Raw genomic sequence first — 16,966 nt, 5'->3', positions numbered from 1 at the left:
AGAGGCTAAGTTTTCGAACTCCTGCTGCTATGCTGGTGCACCTTGGTCTTGTTTCTCCCAGATCTCTTTAAGGGCAACTTCGGCATAGGTAAAAAGCTCCTCCCCGTCCTTTCCGTTGTCGGGATATACCGCAATCCCGTAGCTCCACGTCCCGGGCAGGAAACTCTCCAGTCTTGTCGTCACCACCTGAGCGCCTTCTTTTCCCGTATGTGGAAGAATCAACGCCAGCGTACTCTTGCTGAGCTCTATGACAGTATCTATCTCGCGCAGGCGCCGCCGCGCTTGCCTGGCGTATTCTCCAATCTTTCCCTTACCTAATCTTTCCGACCGGGCCAGAACCAGGGCTACCTTATGCCCGCCCCTACTCGCCCGGTTGAGTTCATTTCTGAGTACTTTATGCAGTACCTCAGCCGGGGTAGCTTCGCCCCAAGCGCCAGGACCTATCAATTTCTCTACGCGGCGAATTAACTCCTCTGTCGAATAGGGCTTGCAAAGGTATTCTACCGCCCCTAAATCTATAGCTTTTTTGACCGACGCGACGTTGCTTTCGACTGTTGATACCATGACCGGAACATAGCGGTACGCCGGCAGGTGTTTGAGGTTTTCCAACACAGCTAGCCCGTCCATTCCCGGAAGGTGAATATCGAGAATTACCAGATCGTATGGGTCCCGTTTGCCTCTGGCTTTAGCCAGAGCTTCCTGACCGCTGGCGGTTTCATCCACAAGGTAGCCCCTCTCCTCCAGTGTTCTCCTGGAGGAAAACCTGGTGAGGGTCGAATCTTCCACAAGAAGAATGCTTTTTTCTGGCAAGGATAACATAGTTTCCGGCCCTCCATTCGCGACTGTTTTAGGTCAGGCCACAACACCATTATAATTTGTCAGGACGAAAAATATCTGCCCTAAGTTCTACGTTAATCTTCGACACAAACAACCGGTTTCCTCCATGATCATCCTGTTTTACATAAAGTCAATAGAAATCTGCACACCCAGAAAACCTATCCCCTTGTATCGGCACCAGCCTTGACTTCCTGACATTGGTAAGTTAAAATAAGTCAAAACTAATAAGGGAGTGAGTTTTATGGCCAGTCTTAAAGGCACACGGACGGAAAAAAACCTGCTGACGGCCTTTGCCGGCGAGTCCCAGGCACGCAACCGCTATACATACTATGCTAGCCAGGCGAAAAAGGAAGGCTATGAGCAAATTGCCGCTATCTTTTTAGAAACTGCCGACAACGAAAAAGAACACGCCAAGCGTATCTTTAAGTTCCTGGAGGGCGGCGAAGTAGAAATTAGCGCCGCTTTCCCGGCCGGCACCATCGCAACTACTTCCTTGAACCTGGCCGCCAGCGCCGACGGGGAAAATTACGAACATACCACCATGTATCCCGAGTTTGCCCGTATAGCAGAGGAAGAAGGTTTCAAAGAAATAGCTTCCGTATTCCAGGCCATTGCCCGGGCTGAGATTGGACATGAAAAACGTTTTCGCGCCCTGCTGGCCAACATTGAAAAAAATCGCGTTTTTAAGCGGGAAGAAAAGGTGACCTGGCGTTGCCGCAACTGCGGTTATATTCATGAAGGCAATACCGCCCCGGAAGTATGCCCGGCTTGTGCCCATCCCCAGGCGTTCTTTGAATTGATAGCGGAGAATTATTAAGAAATATATGGGGGAGGGCTTTGAAGTCCTCCCCACCAAATATGCGTTCTGAGTTGAATTATTAAGTAGACGCCTTAAGACTAGATGTTTCCTATTATTGCTTAAAAATAGCAACTGAAAGGAAGAATTATAATTCAATGGGCCAGCAAATCACTATTGCAGAAGGTATTTACTGGGTGGGAGCCATCGACTGGAACATCCGCTATTTTCACGGCCCCGCCTTTTCCACCCACCGGGGTACTACATATAATGCCTACTATATTGTTGATGAAAAGACCGCCTTGGTGGATACCGTTTACGAGCCCTTTCAAGAGGAATTGATCGCCAAACTGAAGCAGATCCAGGACCCGGTTAAAATTAATTACCTGGTGGTCAACCATACCGAAAGCGACCACGCCGGCGCCTTCCCGGCCATAATGGACCTCTGCCCCGACGCCCACGTCCTCTGTACCCAGCGCGGTTACGAAAGCCTAAAGGATCATTATCCACATCTTGACTTCCAGTATACCATCGTCAAAACCGGAACCAGCATCAAACTTGGTAAACGTTCTCTGACATTTATTGAAGCACCCATGCTCCACTGGCCCGACAGCATGTTTACGTATGTTCCCGAAGATGCCCTGCTCATGCCCAATGATGCCTTTGGTCAGCATATCGCTACCAGCGTCCGGTTTGACGACCAAGTTGATATAGGAATAGTCATGGACGAAGCGGCCAAATACTATGCCAACATTCTCATGCCTTTCAGCAGCCTGATTACTAAAAAGCTGGAAGAAATCCAGAAGATGAACCTGGCCGTTAAGACTATTGCTCCCAGCCATGGCATTATCTGGCGTCGGGATCCCCAGAGGATCATAGAAGCCTATGCCCGCTGGGCTGAAGGTAAAGGTACGGCGAAGGCTGTTATTGCCTATGATACCATGTGGCTTAGTACGGAAAAAATGGCCCGCGCCCTTATGGACGGCCTGGTGGCAGGTGGATGCGAGGTCAAGCTCTTCAAGCTTTCCGTATCCGACCGCAACGATATCATCAAAGAAATCCTCGATGCCCGGGCCATCCTGGTAGGCTCACCGACAATCAACAACGACATCCTGCCGGTAGTTTCTCCCCTCCTGGATGACCTGGTAGGCTTAAGGCCGAAAAACAAGACCGGCCTGGCCTTCGGGGCCTACGGCTGGGGCGGCGGCGCCCAGAAAATCCTGGAGGAACGCCTTAAGGCCGCCAAAATCGAACTCTTTGTCGAACCCGGCCCCACGGTGAAATGGGTGCCTAAAGAGAGCCACCTGCAGCATTGCTATAACCTGGGCCAGGAAATTGCTTCCCGCATAACAAATTAAATTCCATACCCGCCAGACGTAATCGGAACTAATTATGGGGTTTGGTACCCCATAGGTGGCTGCTGCCGTAAATTATTAGCTGACCGGGAGGGATAATGATGGACCCCAAAGCCCTGCACACCATTTCTTACGGGCTCTATGTCGTCTCAGCTAAAACAGGCGCCCGCTTAAACGGCCAGGTTGCCAATACCGTCTTTCAGATTTCCTCGGCACCGCCGACGGTTGCCGTCAGCATCAACAAGCAAAACCTGACCCATGAATTTATTCAGTCCAGCCGGAACTTTGCCGTATCAGTCCTGGCCAAGGATGCACCCCTCGCTCTTATCGGCCGGTTCGGCTTCAAATCCGGCCGCGAAGTAGACAAGTTTGCCGGCTTAAACTATAAGTTAACCCGGGCGGGGCTGCCTTATCTGGCAGAACATACCCTGGCATACCTGGAAGCCGAAGTAAATCAGACGGTTGACGCCGGAACCCACAGCATATTTATCGGCACTTTAAAGGACGCCGCCGTCTTGCGCCAGGGTGATCCCATGACTTATGCCTATTACCATCAGGTAAAACGCGGCACGACCCCGAAAACGGCACCAACCTTTGCAGCCGCCGAAGCGGAAGCCGGGACGTCAGTCACTGCTCCCAGATACCGGTGCACTATCTGCAATTTTATCTATGACCCGGCCCAGGGTGATCCGGAACACGACATTGCTCCGGGTACACCCTTTGAGGACCTGCCGGACGAATGGACCTGCCCCATCTGCGGCGCCGGTAAAGAAGCCTTCGAGAAAATTTGATTACGCTCCCTGGATTAGCAAAAGCCATCTGTTCTTACGCAGATGGCTTTTTGGTACAAATAGTTCAGGCCGCAGGCCGGCCTGTAAACCGATTTAATTTGCCGAAGATCGTGTTAGCTACCAGCGACCCGGCAAAGAAGGCCGCTATGGTCACTAAAAAATATCTCTCCGATACTAACTCAAGACACCGGGACACACGACTTTTCGATCTCACCCCGTTATCTTACCGGCAAAACTTTTTGCCCTTTCCAGTAAGGGCCCGCGGTAATTTTCAACCTGGCCTTTGTCGCACAAGGCCGTCAGTTCCGGGTCCAGGGGCAAGGTTCCCAGCAAGGGAATACCGGCTTCTGCCACCGCTTCCGCAGCGCGACTGGGACCAAAGATATATATCTCCTTGCCGCATTCCGGGCAAACGGCATAGCTCATATTTTCAACCATGCCCAATATCTTAACGTTCATAATTCCAGCCATCTTTACAGCTTTACGGACCACCATCCGCGCCAGTTCCTGGGGTGAACTGACAATAATCAGGCCATCCAGGGGTAATGACTGGAGTACCGTCAGGGGGGCGTCTCCTGTCCCGGGAGGCAGATCTACCAGCAGATAATCCAGATCGCCCCAGATTACATCGGTCCAGAATTGCTTAACAGCCCCGCCGATTAAAGGACCCCGCCATATTACCGGGTCATCTTCATGGGGCAACAACAGGTTAAGGGACATAATGCGGGTACCACCGCTACTCTGAGGCGCGATTATGCCATTGACGGCGCTCTCCGGGGGACGACGAACTCCGAACATCCTGGGAATGCTGGGACCGGTAATGTCGGCATCAAGAATGCCTACCTCGTAACCATCTTGTTGCAGAGCTACCGCCAGCAGGGCCGTTACCGATGACTTACCGACGCCGCCTTTCCCGCTCATGATACCGACCACGTGTTTGATGTTGCTTAGTTCATGGGGTGGAATGAAGCCCGGTTTTTTGGCCTCGCAGGTTGTAGAGTTGCAGGTTTCCGGATTACAGGTTTCGCAAGCTTCTTTAGCCAATGTTTTTCACCTCGTAATAATTATAACTCTATACGGTCATATGTCAATATTTTAGATATCAATGTGTACCCCACAAGGGTGTTGCCTCGAGGATAATTCCGTCTTTTACTATATAATCGACGGCCCCTTTAACCAGGAGACACCTGGCCGCTCCCCCGTAAGAATAAGCCGTTTAATCAAGTCGGGCACGTGGGAGAAGGCGTCTCCGAACAGGTAACGGCTGATATAAGCCGGGTGGACAGCGTCCGGATCAGCCAGAAAGGCTATAATAAAAGTGGTCCAGGGACCTTTTGAACAAGCTCCAAAGGTTCCCTGAACCTTACGGCACCACCAATCTATCCTCAAACCCTGACATCGATTTCAGTTAAAAAAGGCTGCAATTCTCGGGCGATTTTATACAATGTCGCCTCAGGATAAGGAATTGCTTTCTGGAAACTGCCATCCACCAATGTCCCGGCGGGACGGTACTGCTGGAGTACGTAACGCCTGGCTCCGCAAAGCATTTGCCCTATGGCCGGGAAATCCTCCGCCAGCAAAAGGCTGGGAACCGCCGTAGTGCGAAATTCGTAAGAGACCCGGCTGTTTTTAATGAGGGCGATGCTTTCCTTGATGGGTTCCGGCTCGACCCTGGTACCGGTTAAAAGGCCGTACTTTTCCGGCGGTCCTTTTACGTCCATGGCCACGTAGTCCAAAAGGCCGGCGGCCAGCAACCCGGCCAGAATCCCCGGACGCGTGCCGTTGGTATCCAGCTTGACCTTGAAGCCGTGAGATTTCAAGGAGCGGATGAATGCCTCCAGTCCCGGTGCCAGGGTCGGCTCCCCGCCGGTTATACAAACGGCCTGCACCCAGGAGCTGCGCCGGAGCAACAACTCTAAAACCTCGCCGGGTTCGAGTGCCGGCAGGGTGTCAGGCCGTAACACCAGATCGGCATTGTGACACCAGGGACAGCGAAAATTGCAGCCGCCGTAAAAGACGGTGGTGCAGACCTCTCCGGGGAAATCCACCAGGCTAATTAACCGGATACCTCTAATGGTAATGGGGATCACTTCCTAAAAAAGATTTTCCTCCCTGCCTGTTTGCCCGTCCCGTCAGGCTACAGGACGGAAGCCTCGCCGCTCCCGGAACTCCTCCTGCTTCCCCTTGTTCCAGTTCTTTACCGGCCGGTAATAGCCGACGATCCGGCTCCAGACCTCCGTCTCACGGCCGCATTCCGGGCACGTCCACTGCTCGCCGGATAGATAGCCGTGCTCGGGGCAGATGCTGAAGGTAGGCGTAATGGTGAAATACGGCAGGCGGAAATTATGCATCACCGTCTGCAGGAAACGCCGGCAGGTTGCTGTATCAGTCACCCTTTCCCCCAGGTAGGCGTGGAAGACCGTGCCGCCGGTGTATTTCAACTGCAGCTCGTCCTGGTGCTCCAGGGCGGTAAAAACGTCGTCGGTGTAGCCGACCGGCAAGTGGGTGGAATTGGTATAGTACGGCTCGTCGCTCCCGGAAGTGATAATATCAGGATAAAAGCGCCTGTCCAGCCGGGCCAGGCGGTAAGAAGTACCTTCCGCCGGCGTGGCTTCCAGGTTGAAAAGCTGGCCGGTCTCTACCTGGTAGGTAGCCAGGACAGAGCGCATGAAGTCCAGTATTTCTAAAGCCAGGCCCCTTCCCTCGCGGGTGTCGATACCTTTCCCCAGGAAGTTCAAGAGGGCCTCATGCATGCCCACGATACCAATGGTATTAAAATGGTTCTCCCAGTACTTGCCGAAACGCTCCTTTACCCCGCGTAAATAGAACCGGGAATAGGGATAAAGCCCCTGCTCCGTCAGCTTCTCCAGGATGTTGCGTTTTAGGCGCAGGCTCTCTTTGGCCAGGTCCATCCTGCCCTTTAAGCCGCTGAAGAATTCTTCTTTAGTTGCGGAAAGGTAACCCAGGCGCGGCAAATTTATGGTCACCACGCCTATAGACCCCGTTAAGGGATTGGCGCCGAAAAGGCCGCCGCCGCGTTTCTTCAGTTCCCGGTTATCCAGGCGCAGGCGGCAGCACATGCTGCGGACGTCCTCGGGCTTTAAATCGGAGTTAATAAAGTTGGCGAAGTAGGGGATGCCGTATTTGGCCGTCATGGCCATGATCCTTTCTGCCACCGGGTTTTCCCAGGGAAAATCAGGCGTGATGTTGTACGTGGGTATGGGGAAGGTAAAAATGCGCCCCCGGGCATCTCCCTCCATCATCACTTCGCAGAAGGCCATATTCAGCCAGTCCATCTCCTGCTGGAAGTCGCCGTAGCATTCCCCGCGCCGCTCACCGCCGATGATCACCGGCTCGCTAGCTAAAACCTGGGGTACAACCACATCCATGGTCAGGTTGACAAAGGGCGTCTGGAAGCCCACCCTGGTGGGCACATTGAGGTTAAAGATAAACTCCTGCAGGGCCTGCTTTACTTCTCGATAGTCCAGGCCGTCGTAACGGATAAAGGGAGCTAGATAAGTATCAAAATTGGAAAAGGCCTGGGCGCCGGCGGCTTCTCCCTGCAGGGTATAAAAGAAATTGGCTATCTGCCCCAGGGCCGTACGAAAATGCCGGGGCGGCGCGCTTTCCACCTTTTGCCCCACGCCGGCAAAGCCGCTTTCCAGCAGATCGGCCAGGTCCCAGCCACAGCAATAGGGCGCCAGCAACCCCAGGTCGTGGATATGGATATCGCCCCTTTCATGGGCCTCGCGGATGGCCAGCGGGTAGACCTTTTCCAGCCAGTACCTGGAACTGACGGCAGCAATAATATGGTTGTTGAGGCCCTGGAGGGAATAATTCATGTTGCTGTTCTCATTAATCCGCCAGTCCTGGCCGTCAAGGTAGCCCTGGACCATTTCCTGCACGTTGACCAGGAGGTGGCGGAAATCCCGCCATTCCGCATGTTGTTGCCGGTAAAGGATATAGGCCTTGGCCGTCCGGGCATGGCCATTCTCAATCAATACTTTTTCCACCAGGTCCTGCACGTCTTCGACGGTAGGCAGCCTGTCGACAAATTTTTCCGCTAGAAGGGCCGTCACCTGGTTGGCCAGCCGGCTGGCCAGGCTGCGGTCCTGGCCCCCGACAGCCAGGGCCGCTTTGTAAATAGCATTGATAATCCTTTCCTCGTCAAAGTCTACTACCCGGCCGTCGCGCTTGATGATCTTCCTGGGTATCATGATAAAATTTTAATCTCCTTTCGCCTGCCTGAATTAAAAACCCCAACCACGCCTGCGTAGCTGGGGTAAATTCTCCCTTTACCTCACCTTCACCATGGCCGTGGTTTAACGGTGAAATCCCACGGGCAGGTCTCCTGGCTCGGGTTCAACGCTCCCTGCTGCCTTCCCGGGTTTAGACCCCAGTGGCTCCTCTAGCAGGTACTCCCCCTCACAGTGGCGGCACCGCGCCGGACTTGCACCGGCTTCCCTGGCACCCGCGAGAATCGTTTTCTGGTAATGTTCGACAAAGAAGAGGCAAATTCCTGCCTTTATAATTATCCCCCACTGGTCAATAACGGTTTTTATTCACCAGGGGCTATTTTTTCCTGTTGGAATTACTTTATTTCCCGGCTTCTATGGGGGCATGTATTACAAAGGGAGGGATCGTCAAAGGAGATCTGGCAGTAAGTCCCTTCCTCCTTCCAGCATGGCTTGGCGCACCCTATGCGTTCAGTCTTCCGGGAGCAGGCCGGGCAGTCCTCGTATAACCAGCAGGGATAAAAGGCCAGGTAGTGTTTGATGGAGTTTAAATTAAAGCCTTTATCGATGAGCTTTTGAATGAAGCGCAGCCGTTTCAAGTCATTATTTGAGTAAAGGCGCCGCCCGTTCTTGCGTGCGGGCTGGATGAGTTTATGCCTTTCCCAGACCCGCAGGGTGCCCGGCTGTATGCCCAGTAAATCAGCGACCACGCTGATGGTATATAACATTTGTTCAGGCATTAAAAGCCGCCTCGCTTAACAATCAGGTTATAAATTATTGGCAGCTTTATTTTACGTTAACTTATCATCCCAGATCAAGTATCGTTTTTCTCCTATTGAAAACATAATTTTGCTATATCTAAATAACTTTGTTGTAAGATTTTTTATATGTTTATTGACATGAGTTTGTTCAACAAATATGATATAAGTAAGTTCAATAGTAAGCGGGGCGAAGAAGGCCGGTGTATCCCATCGGTATGGTTATCCAGGTCTTAGATATTTCCCCCCAACGCCTGCGTCGCTGGGAACGAAAGGGACTGGTTGTTCCCACGAGGAAAAACGGCCGGCGTTGCTATTCGGAACTAGATTTACAGCGTTTAATGTTTATTAAACGCCTTCTTGAGGGCAAGCACTGCCGGCTCGCAAACCTCCCCAATTGCCTCGCCTTTTACCCTTGCTGGCAGGACGGCAAATGTATAAGCACCCCTCTAAAAGAGCCACATGAAGGGGCGCGTCCTTGCTGGCAAAAGAAAAACTGGTATTGTGGCTACCAGTTCCACCGGAAAGTATAGTCAGGGTTACAAGGCAAGGAAATATCCGTTTTTTAACTTCTAGCACCATTCATTAAATTTTATCCAGGAGTGTTGTTTATGTCCATTTTGCTGGCTGCAGAAGTGCCTGGCCCTGCAAAAATCTCCCGGGCCATGGGCGGGGCCAGCCTGCAGGCCTGCCTGGCCTGCGGCATGTGCACCGGCGGCTGCCCTACCGGTGACATCGGCACCCCCGTAGACCCCCGTAAAATGGTGCGCCTGCTCCTGCTGGGGATGGAAAACCGGCTCCTGGCGTCAGATATGATCTGGCTCTGCACCATGTGCGGCCGCTGTACAGTCTACTGCCCGGTGGGCGTGAATATGGGCGACCTGGTCCGGGCCATGCGGTCGGAACTGGCGGCAGCAGGCCGCGTCCCCGTAAACCTGCAGAAAGTGGTAGACCTGGCTCTAGAGTCTGGCAATAATATGGGGATCAGCCAGGAGGATTACCTCGACACCCTGGATTGGATGCAAGAAGAGCTCCAGGCGGAGTTCGGCAGTAAGGCGGAAATACCCGTTGATAAGAAGGACGCCAGGATATTGTACGTTATCAACCCGCGGGAAGCGAAGTTCTTCCCCCTCTCCATTCTAGCGGCGGCCAAAGTGTTCCATGCCGCCGGCGAAAGCTGGACCCTTTCCAGCCGCTACTGGGACGCGACCAACTACGCCCTTTTCTCCGGGGACGACAAAGCCGGCGCTATCCTGGTGCAGCGCCTGGCCGATGAGGTAGAACGTCTCGGCTGCCAGGAGCTGATCATGACCGAGTGCGGCCATGCCTTCCGCGCCATTCGCTGGGGGCCGGAGCAGTGGCTGGGGCACAAACTCTCCTTCAGCGTGCGCAGTATCGTCCAGCTCATGGCCGAATACCTGCAAGACGGCCGTATCCGCCTTGACCCCTCCCGCAACAGCGAACCGGTAACCTATCACGATCCCTGCAATCTAGGCCGCAAGGAGGGCATTTTTGAAGAACCGCGGCAGGTGCTGCAGGCGGCAGTCACCGATTTTCGCGAGATGACGCCGAACCGCGAGAATAACTACTGCTGCGGCGGCGGTGGCGGCCTGCTCTCTTTGAGCGAGTTTGGCCAGGAACGGATGGCTAAAGGAAGGGTGAAAATAAAACAGATCCAGCGCACGGGAGCAAAGATTATCGCCACTCCCTGCCATAACTGCGTTGACCAATTGAACGATTTGTGCCGTCATTATCACCTCGATGTTAAGGCGAAAAACATAGTTGAGCTGGTAGCCGACGCTCTCGTAATTAATGGCAAGGAGTGAGGTATTGATGGTTAAAAATGGTTCGTTGCCGGTAGCCGTACTGGGAGCAGGCATCGCCGGGGTCCAGGCGGCTCTAGACCTGGCCTGCCTCGGCTACCAGGTAATCCTGGTAGAACGCGCTGCCCGGCCGGGCGGCAAGCTGGCTATTTTACCCAAGACCTTTCCCACCAACGACTGCAGCGCCTGCGCTTTGACGCCCTGGAATGGTTTCTTCTGTATACGCTCCCCGCACTTTATCAGGCTGGCCGGGGAAGATAAAATCGTACTCTTGACCGGTGCTGAAGTTAAAAACTTAACCGGGAAAGCAGGCCATTTTTATCTCCATCTTAACCGGCAGGGCCGGGAAGAAACCATCAATGTGGCTGCCATCATCCTTTGTCCCGGTTATGAGGAATATTTACCTCCCAGTTTAAACGCCCGTTACGGTTATGGCCGTTATAGCGGTGTCTTGACGGGCCTGGAGCTGGAGCAACAGCTGGCTAACAGTGGGTACCCGCACCGTCCCCCGGGCAAAGAGCCGGTGCAACGGGTGGCTTTCATCCAGTGTGCCGGCTCCCGCGATCCCGCCAACGGAGTGGCTTACTGCTCGGCCGTCTGCTGTATGTATGCCCTGAAGGAGGCCCTGATGCTTTATGAGACCGCTGCTGCTTTGAAACTCCCTTTACCGCAAATAACCCTGTTTTACATGGACCTGCGTACCTACAGCAAAACTTACCAGGAATATCTGGAGAAGGCCCGGCGGGAATACGGGTTAAGGCTTGTTCGTTCCCGCATTCACAGCATTATCCAATCTCCAGGAGATCCCCTGCTGGTCATTCGCTATGCCCGGGAAAACGGCCAGATCAACGTCGAAGAATTTGACCTGGCAGTACTGGCTACCGGCTTGCGACCGCCGGATGGCGCCCGGGAACTGGCTGCCAGGCTGGGCATTAAGGTCGATACCTATGGTTTCTGCCAGTCCCCTGCCCTTTCTCCCTTGGCCACCACACGGGAAGGAGTATTTGTCGCCGGCTCCTTTAGCGGCCCCTGCGACGTAATCGATGCCGTCACCCAGGGCTCGGCCGCTGCCGCTGCCTGCGCTTCCTGGCTAAAAGAAGCAGGTTTACCCTCTTGGAGTTCCCTGCCCCCTAAAATACAATTGGTTTCACTTCCTGGCGGCAATAATATCCCACCGCGGACCGGCGTCTTTGTCTGCGGGTGTGACCAGCTGTCTGCCGGCCTGGATTTAAAGGAGCTGGAAAAATATAGCCGCTCTTTGCCCGGGGTTGCCTGGGTGGAAAGATTATCCCTTTGCGCCGGGGGGGCGGGCGAACAATTACGTCAGGCCATAAAGGAACATAGCTTAAACCGGATTGTAGTAGCTGCCTGCAGTGCGCGTGCTCTGGAACCCCTGGTAAAAACTTATCTGCGGCAGGCCGGCCTGCCGGGCAATGTAGCAAAGGTGGTTAATGTCCTGGATCATGCGGTCCGGATTTACAGCGGCCGGAAAGATCGCGCTACCAGAAAAGCCGGGGACCTGGTGCGGATGGCAGCGGCCAGGGCATTGACTGCTCCTGCCGGCATGGTGGAGGAATGGTCAATAACACCCGCCGCCCTGGTAATCGGGGGTGGGGTGGCCGGCATGGTTGCCGCCCTTACCCTGGCCGATCTAGATTTGGAAGTCCACCTGGTAGAAAAGGAGGGACGACTGGGTGGTAATGCCCTTCGCCTGCAGTACACCTTACAGGGCGCCGACGTTGAGGCATATCTGGCCAGGCTAAGCCAGCGTCTCAGCAAACACCCCCGCATCCATATCCACCTGAACGCTCAAGCCAGGACCATAACTGGCCGGCTGGGAAGTTTTACTACAGAGATAGAAGGCACAGGCGGGCGAAAGGAAAACATCCGGCACGGCGTAATTATTATTGCCACCGGTGCCGCAGAAAAGAAGCCGCGGCAGCACCTGTACGGCCAGCACCCGGCAGCAATTACCGGCCTGGAGTTAGAAGACCTGCTTAAGACCCGGAGCCGGCGGCTGGAGAGCCTGCAAAAGGTTGTCTTTATTCAATGCGTAGATTCCCGCGATGACTCTCATCCTTACTGCAGCCGGATCTGCTGCAGCGAAACTTTAAAAAATGCCCTGGAACTCAAGAAAATCAACCCAGAAGTTGATGTATACGTGCTCAACCGGGATATTATGACCTACGGCCTGCAGGAGCAGTGGTACGAGACCGCCCGCTCCCAGGGCATCCTGTTCCTGCGTTATAACCTGGAAGCGCCGCCGGAAGTAACGGTGCCCGCAAAGAAAGCAGGACCAGAGGGCAAAGTACAAGTCCGGGTTTACGATCCCATCCTGGGCGAAGAAATTGTCATTGATGCCGATCTCCTGGTGCTGGCGACCGGGATGGAGCCACGGGCGGAGAATTGGTGCCTGGCGTCTTTATGCCACATCCCCCTAGACGAGAATGGTTTCTTTGCTACCAGCCATCCCAAATTAAAAACTGTTGAGACGCCGGTGCCAGGCATCTTCACCTGCGGGCTGGCAGAAGGGCCTAAGAATTTCGAGGAAGCCATAGCATCAGCGCAGGCCACGGCCGCGAAGGCGGCCGCCCTCCTGGTGCAAGAGCGCCAAACCCTTCCCGGGCGGGTAGCCCTGGTAGAAGGCGCCTGCGCGGCCTGTCTTACCTGCGTGCGTGTTTGTCCCCATGGTGCCCCTGTAATTAAGGAACACCGTTCCTATATCGATCCCCTGCTCTGCCAGGGATGCGGCGCCTGCGTGGCGGCATGCCCGGCTCAAGCCATTACCCTTACAGGTTACAGTCATACTGAAATGGAAGCTGAACTCAAGGCCCTGCCAAAAGAGCAGGGGAAGGTGTTGCCTACCGTTATCTTCACCTGCAGCTACTGCGCTTATGCCAGCTTTGAAAATGCTGCTGGCCTGGACTGCCAGAATGACGTTTTTATATTGCAGGTACCGTGTTTAAGCCGGGTCGGCACCCTGGAGGTGCTTAAGGCCGTTGAAGCCGGCGCGCAGGAGATTTGGCTGGCGGGCTGCGTTGAAGGCCAGTGCCACTTCCGGCCGGCCAGGGCCTTCGGCAGCCGGCGCTCTGGACCCGACCCTATGCTTTGCCAGGAGCAGGCCTGGCGCCGTGTCAAGAAGATACTGGGTGAAATCGGGATTGACGAAGAAACGGTAAAGGTTCTGCGTCTCCCTCCACCAATGCCGGATAACGGTCGCCTGGCCAGTTGCCTTGGTTAAAAACCAGAAAGGGGTGCAGCCATGAAACAGACGGATGTGCTGGTTGTGGGCGGGGGTATTTGCGGGTATACGGCAGCGCTGGCTGCCAGGCGGTACTATGGCGGCAAAAAGATCACCCTGGTGCGTAAAGAAGTCCGGGCTTTAATTCCGTGGTGCCTTGCTTTCAATTGCGCTAAAGGTACGCTCTATAACAATGTCTTGCGGGACGACCGTCTTTATGATGAAAGAATTGAACTGGTAATCGATGAGGTGACAGCCATTGACCGCCAGGGCAAATGCGTCACCACCGCCTTTGCTGAGGATATTATTTATGATAAATTAATTCTAGCTACCGGTTCCCTCCCGGCAACGCCTTTTTTTAAAGGCGCCGACCTGCAAGGCGTGTTTGCCTTAAAAAAAGAGTTCCCCTACCTGGAAAACATTCGCGCTTCTCTGGCTTCTGCCAGGTCCCTGGTCATTGTGGGTGCCGGACCCGCCGGCATAGAGTTTGCCGAGGCATGCACCACCAACCGGCAGCTAAACGTCACCATGGTAGAACTTCTCCCCCACTGCCTGGCCTGGGCTTTTGACGATGAGTTTTGCACCCTGGTGGAGGAAAACCTCCGGCAGCGAGGTATCAACATTATAACCGCAACCGGAGCAGAAGAATTGCAGGGCCATAAACGGGTGGAACAGGTAAAACTCACCAACGGCCGGGTTTTACCAGCCGATACGGTGTTCCTCGCCACAGGTATCGTACCCAATATCGAACTGGCCCGGGAGGCAGGCCTGGCAACCCACGATCACGCTGGCATTGTCGTTGACGAATATATGCGTACTAGTGACGTAGATATCTTTGCCGTAGGCGATTGTGCCGCAAAGGGTAACCTTTCCGGGTCGGTGGGCGCTATAGCCAGGCGGGCTATAGAAGGCGGCCGCGAGGCCCGCGTGGCCGCCGCCAATCTCTTCGCCCTTAAGCGCACCAGGGAAACAGTTTTAGATAAATTCGCCGTCGCCATCGGCGATCATGCCTTTGGTGCCATCGGTCTCTTTCAAAATATGAACCTGGAAGCAGATAGAAAAATGCTAACTGTCGATATTACCCCCGGCGTGATAGCCGGAAATGTCACGGTAAAAGTGGCTTATGCCCGTGAAACCGGAGCGACTATCGGTGCTCAAGTACACGGTAAGCCCTTTGGCCTGGTACGGGAGATAATGGACCGCCTGGCAGATGCCATTCAACAACAGGCGCGTTTCGACGAGCTGGCCCTGGCCTGATAAGCCCCGGGTAAAAATCTACAACCCATAAAGCTTATAGCAGTTGGTACACGGCGGGGGAGGCGCCGGTACTTCCAGGTTATCCAGAAGAAAAGGGTTAGTCAGATACAGGCGGTGACGGAAGGGCTGTTTAAATTCCCGGGAGGTTTTATTTTTAATCACCCTGGTCAGGCCTTCAGTAATTTTGCCATAATTAAAAGGAGTAAAAGGCGCTTCCTGCCGGCAGAAGTAACGGGGTACCACGCCTTTATAGGGCAGCCCCAGGTAAACACAAGGGGCTACCTCGCCATGGCTATTGACAAAAATATATTTTAAGGGCCGGGCATCGCAGACCATGACATTGGGATTAAACTGCAGGGGATAAACTCTTAAAGAAAGACCCAGACGCCCAGCCTGCTCTTCGGCAGCCTGGACGGCAAGAAGATAGTCTTCAGGAACCACATCCCCAGAACAAGCAAACACTCTTAACTCTTCCATCTCCGGGGAAAGGGTAAAATCCAGGTTGGTGGCCACCACTTCATCGGCCCCGGCGCCTGCAGCTAATTCCACAAAGGCCGGTAGCTCATGTAGATTCCTCCTGGTCATAAGGTAGGAACAGATAATTTTGGGCAAAGGGCTGCCTCGCTTTTGTTTGATATCCGCCAGGCGGCTAATGTTACTCAGCAATCGTTTGAGGTTGGAGCCGGACCGTAACGCGGCGTGGGTAAAGGGGGTGCCCCCGGCTACAGAAAGCCCGAGGAGGTCGCTCTGCATCTCCACCAGCCGCTCCAGAACAGGGGGCCCCAGGAGGATGCCGTTGCTGGTGAAGCCCACCCGGCAGCCCTGTTCTTTCGCTACCTGCATCATGTCAAAAAGCCGTGGGTGCAGCAGGGGTTCGCCCCAGCCCTGGAAGTAGATCAAACTAACCTGGCGTAAATAAGGGGCAATATAGCGCGCGAAAAGTTCCCACGGGAAGTCGGCGCCATACCAGCCGTCTGGCAAAAGGGTGTGGGGACAAAAAGAACATTTCAGCTGGCAACGGCTGGTGACCTCCAGCTGAATGACCGGTATTTTCCGCCTTGGGAAAAGTCCCTGGAAAAAAGTTTTAAGGTTTGGCCATTTCATAAGCTATCATACTGCTTTCTTTTGTTCGGCTATCAAGCCCCTGGTGGTAAAGGTATTGTCCACAAGGCCTGCCGCGGGCGCCTTTCTCCAGCTCGCTTAAAGCACGGGTGTCGATGGCTTCCATCGCCTCCATTGCAACGGCCTCCTTTCCTTCGTTTATCCCCCCCGACCTCTTCATGCCTGATACCGCTTTCTTTTTCAAGGTACTCCGCCAGCCTGGCTAAAGTTAACGGGCTTACTACATGTTCAATCAAACAGGCATCCTTTTGGGCCGTCCTGGCATCGACGCCCAGGATTTCCACCAGGAAACGGTACAATAGCCGGTGGCGGCGTTGAATTTTGGCTGCCTCCTGCCTGCCTGCCGGGGTAAGTTCGATAGGCCCGTATCTTTCTTGCTTGACCAGCTTGAGATTGGCCAGGGTACTCATAGCCTGGGTGACACTCGCCTTAGCAATTCCATCTTAGCCGCAATATCGGTAACCCGGACAACGCCTTCTTTTTCGGCCAGCTCCAGGATGGCTTCCAGGTAATCCTGCATGGCAGGAGAAACAGTGAGTCGCTCGTCAAATTACCGCCTTCTTCAGGAAAGTAGTTAGTGATGCTTAACTTTGGATTTAATGATATTAAAATTCATTAACCCCCAATCCCCCATATCTTCCCCGCTTTTCCTTCACATCAACTCCGCTTTTGTGCTTATTTTCACGATTAAGTATAACTTAACCCCCATCTGCTAGCAAACCGCCTCCTATGCCTCATGTGAACCCGTGCA

General features: G+C 54.0%; 15 protein-coding genes and 1 riboswitch. Of the genes, 7 read left to right on the top strand and 8 right to left on the bottom strand.

Annotated features, from left to right (window positions below):
* Window positions 1–27: 27 nt before the first annotated feature.
* Complete coding sequence (locus tag NWF31_RS05840; RefSeq protein ID WP_258359574.1) at window positions 28–819, bottom strand: response regulator; 792 nt, start codon at window positions 817–819, stop codon at window positions 28–30.
* A gap of 259 nt (window positions 820–1,078) precedes the next feature.
* Between NWF31_RS05840 and rbr the strand changes: the two genes are divergently transcribed.
* From rbr to rd, 3 genes are all read left to right on the top strand, one after another.
* Window positions 1,079–1,654: a rubrerythrin gene (gene rbr, locus NWF31_RS05835; protein ID WP_258359573.1), complete on the top strand. Its 576-nt coding sequence runs from the start codon at window positions 1,079–1,081 to the stop codon at window positions 1,652–1,654.
* 137 nt (window positions 1,655–1,791) lie between these two features.
* Window positions 1,792–2,991, top strand: a complete 1,200-nt coding sequence (fprA, locus tag NWF31_RS05830) for a nitric oxide reductase FrpA (protein ID WP_258359572.1) — start codon at window positions 1,792–1,794, stop codon at window positions 2,989–2,991.
* Between the two features lie 98 nt (window positions 2,992–3,089).
* Entirely contained in the window at window positions 3,090–3,779 is a 690-nt protein-coding gene (rd, locus tag NWF31_RS14765) for a rubredoxin (RefSeq protein ID WP_340674353.1), read from the top strand.
* A gap of 210 nt (window positions 3,780–3,989) precedes the next feature.
* On the opposite strand, the gene NWF31_RS05815 is transcribed toward rd, so the two are convergent.
* The 4 genes from NWF31_RS05815 to NWF31_RS05800 form a co-directional block, all read right to left on the bottom strand.
* Window positions 3,990–4,823: an Mrp/NBP35 family ATP-binding protein gene (locus NWF31_RS05815; protein WP_258359571.1), complete on the bottom strand. Its 834-nt coding sequence runs from the start codon at window positions 4,821–4,823 to the stop codon at window positions 3,990–3,992.
* A gap of 341 nt (window positions 4,824–5,164) precedes the next feature.
* Window positions 5,165–5,869 carry an anaerobic ribonucleoside-triphosphate reductase activating protein gene (locus NWF31_RS05810; RefSeq protein WP_258359570.1) on the bottom strand — a complete coding sequence of 235 codons (705 nt, stop codon included), beginning with the start codon at window positions 5,867–5,869 and terminating at the stop codon, window positions 5,165–5,167.
* A 42-nt stretch (window positions 5,870–5,911) separates the two neighbouring features.
* Window positions 5,912–7,996: a ribonucleoside triphosphate reductase gene (locus tag NWF31_RS05805; protein ID WP_258359569.1), complete on the bottom strand. Its 2,085-nt coding sequence runs from the start codon at window positions 7,994–7,996 to the stop codon at window positions 5,912–5,914.
* Between the two features lie 107 nt (window positions 7,997–8,103).
* Window positions 8,104–8,269: riboswitch (cobalamin riboswitch) on the bottom strand.
* 101 nt (window positions 8,270–8,370) lie between these two features.
* Window positions 8,371–8,754, bottom strand: a complete 384-nt coding sequence (locus tag NWF31_RS05800; protein ID WP_156275888.1) for a MerR family transcriptional regulator — start codon at window positions 8,752–8,754, stop codon at window positions 8,371–8,373.
* A gap of 221 nt (window positions 8,755–8,975) precedes the next feature.
* Here NWF31_RS05800 and NWF31_RS05795 point away from each other — a divergent pair, with 221 nt between their 5' ends.
* The 4 genes from NWF31_RS05795 to NWF31_RS05780 all read left to right on the top strand — a co-directional run bounded on the left by NWF31_RS05795 (window position 8,976) and on the right by NWF31_RS05780 (window position 15,093).
* Complete coding sequence (locus NWF31_RS05795; protein WP_258359568.1) at window positions 8,976–9,305, top strand: MerR family transcriptional regulator; 330 nt, start codon at window positions 8,976–8,978, stop codon at window positions 9,303–9,305.
* A 78-nt stretch (window positions 9,306–9,383) separates the two neighbouring features.
* Window positions 9,384–10,598: a (Fe-S)-binding protein gene (locus NWF31_RS05790; RefSeq protein WP_258359567.1), complete on the top strand. Its 1,215-nt coding sequence runs from the start codon at window positions 9,384–9,386 to the stop codon at window positions 10,596–10,598.
* 7 nt (window positions 10,599–10,605) lie between these two features.
* Complete coding sequence (locus tag NWF31_RS05785; RefSeq protein ID WP_258359673.1) at window positions 10,606–13,836, top strand: FAD-dependent oxidoreductase; 3,231 nt, start codon at window positions 10,606–10,608, stop codon at window positions 13,834–13,836.
* Between the two features lie 21 nt (window positions 13,837–13,857).
* Window positions 13,858–15,093: an NAD(P)/FAD-dependent oxidoreductase gene (locus NWF31_RS05780; protein WP_258359566.1), complete on the top strand. Its 1,236-nt coding sequence runs from the start codon at window positions 13,858–13,860 to the stop codon at window positions 15,091–15,093.
* A gap of 18 nt (window positions 15,094–15,111) precedes the next feature.
* Here NWF31_RS05780 and NWF31_RS05775 read toward each other — a convergent pair whose 3' ends face one another.
* From NWF31_RS05775 to NWF31_RS05765, 3 genes are read right to left on the bottom strand one after another with little or no spacing between them, the layout of a single operon-like run.
* Complete coding sequence (locus tag NWF31_RS05775) at window positions 15,112–16,197, bottom strand: radical SAM/SPASM domain-containing protein (protein WP_258359565.1); 1,086 nt, start codon at window positions 16,195–16,197, stop codon at window positions 15,112–15,114.
* Between the two features lie 32 nt (window positions 16,198–16,229).
* A complete protein-coding gene (locus NWF31_RS05770) occupies window positions 16,230–16,625 on the bottom strand; it encodes a metal-dependent transcriptional regulator (RefSeq protein WP_258359564.1) in 396 nt (131 codons plus the stop codon).
* On the bottom strand, window positions 16,622–16,735 hold the full coding sequence (locus NWF31_RS05765) for a helix-turn-helix domain-containing protein (protein WP_258359563.1): 114 nt from the start codon (window positions 16,733–16,735) through the stop codon (window positions 16,622–16,624). Before NWF31_RS05765 ends, NWF31_RS05770 begins: the two co-directional genes overlap by 4 nt.
* Window positions 16,736–16,966: the final 231 nt, after the last annotated feature.

It is taken from the genome of Neomoorella sulfitireducens (genome assembly GCF_024733845.1).
Classification (GTDB): domain Bacteria; phylum Bacillota; class DSM-521; order Neomoorellales; family Neomoorellaceae; genus Neomoorella; species Neomoorella sulfitireducens.
This window is presented reverse-complemented; position numbering and strand designations above follow the sequence as displayed.

Excerpts from the sequence above, each read along its gene's own strand:
- NWF31_RS05840 (WP_258359574.1), bottom strand. The coding sequence starts at position 819 with ATGTTATCCTTGCCAGAAAAAAGCATTCTTCTTGTGGAAGATTCGACC.
- rbr (WP_258359573.1), top strand. The coding sequence starts at position 1,079 with ATGGCCAGTCTTAAAGGCACACGGACGGAAAAAAACCTGCTGACGGCC.
- fprA (WP_258359572.1), top strand. The coding sequence starts at position 1,792 with ATGGGCCAGCAAATCACTATTGCAGAAGGTATTTACTGGGTGGGAGCC.
- rd (WP_340674353.1), top strand. The coding sequence starts at position 3,090 with ATGGACCCCAAAGCCCTGCACACCATTTCTTACGGGCTCTATGTCGTC.
- NWF31_RS05805 (WP_258359569.1), bottom strand. The coding sequence starts at position 7,996 with ATGATACCCAGGAAGATCATCAAGCGCGACGGCCGGGTAGTAGACTTT.
- NWF31_RS05800 (WP_156275888.1), bottom strand. The coding sequence starts at position 8,754 with ATGCCTGAACAAATGTTATATACCATCAGCGTGGTCGCTGATTTACTG.
- NWF31_RS05790 (WP_258359567.1), top strand. The coding sequence starts at position 9,384 with ATGTCCATTTTGCTGGCTGCAGAAGTGCCTGGCCCTGCAAAAATCTCC.
- NWF31_RS05785 (WP_258359673.1), top strand. The coding sequence starts at position 10,606 with ATGGTTAAAAATGGTTCGTTGCCGGTAGCCGTACTGGGAGCAGGCATC.
- NWF31_RS05780 (WP_258359566.1), top strand. The coding sequence starts at position 13,858 with ATGAAACAGACGGATGTGCTGGTTGTGGGCGGGGGTATTTGCGGGTAT.
- NWF31_RS05775 (WP_258359565.1), bottom strand. The coding sequence starts at position 16,197 with ATGAAATGGCCAAACCTTAAAACTTTTTTCCAGGGACTTTTCCCAAGG.
- NWF31_RS05770 (WP_258359564.1), bottom strand. The coding sequence starts at position 16,625 with ATGAGTACCCTGGCCAATCTCAAGCTGGTCAAGCAAGAAAGATACGGG.
- NWF31_RS05765 (WP_258359563.1), bottom strand. The coding sequence starts at position 16,735 with ATGCAGGATTACCTGGAAGCCATCCTGGAGCTGGCCGAAAAAGAAGGC.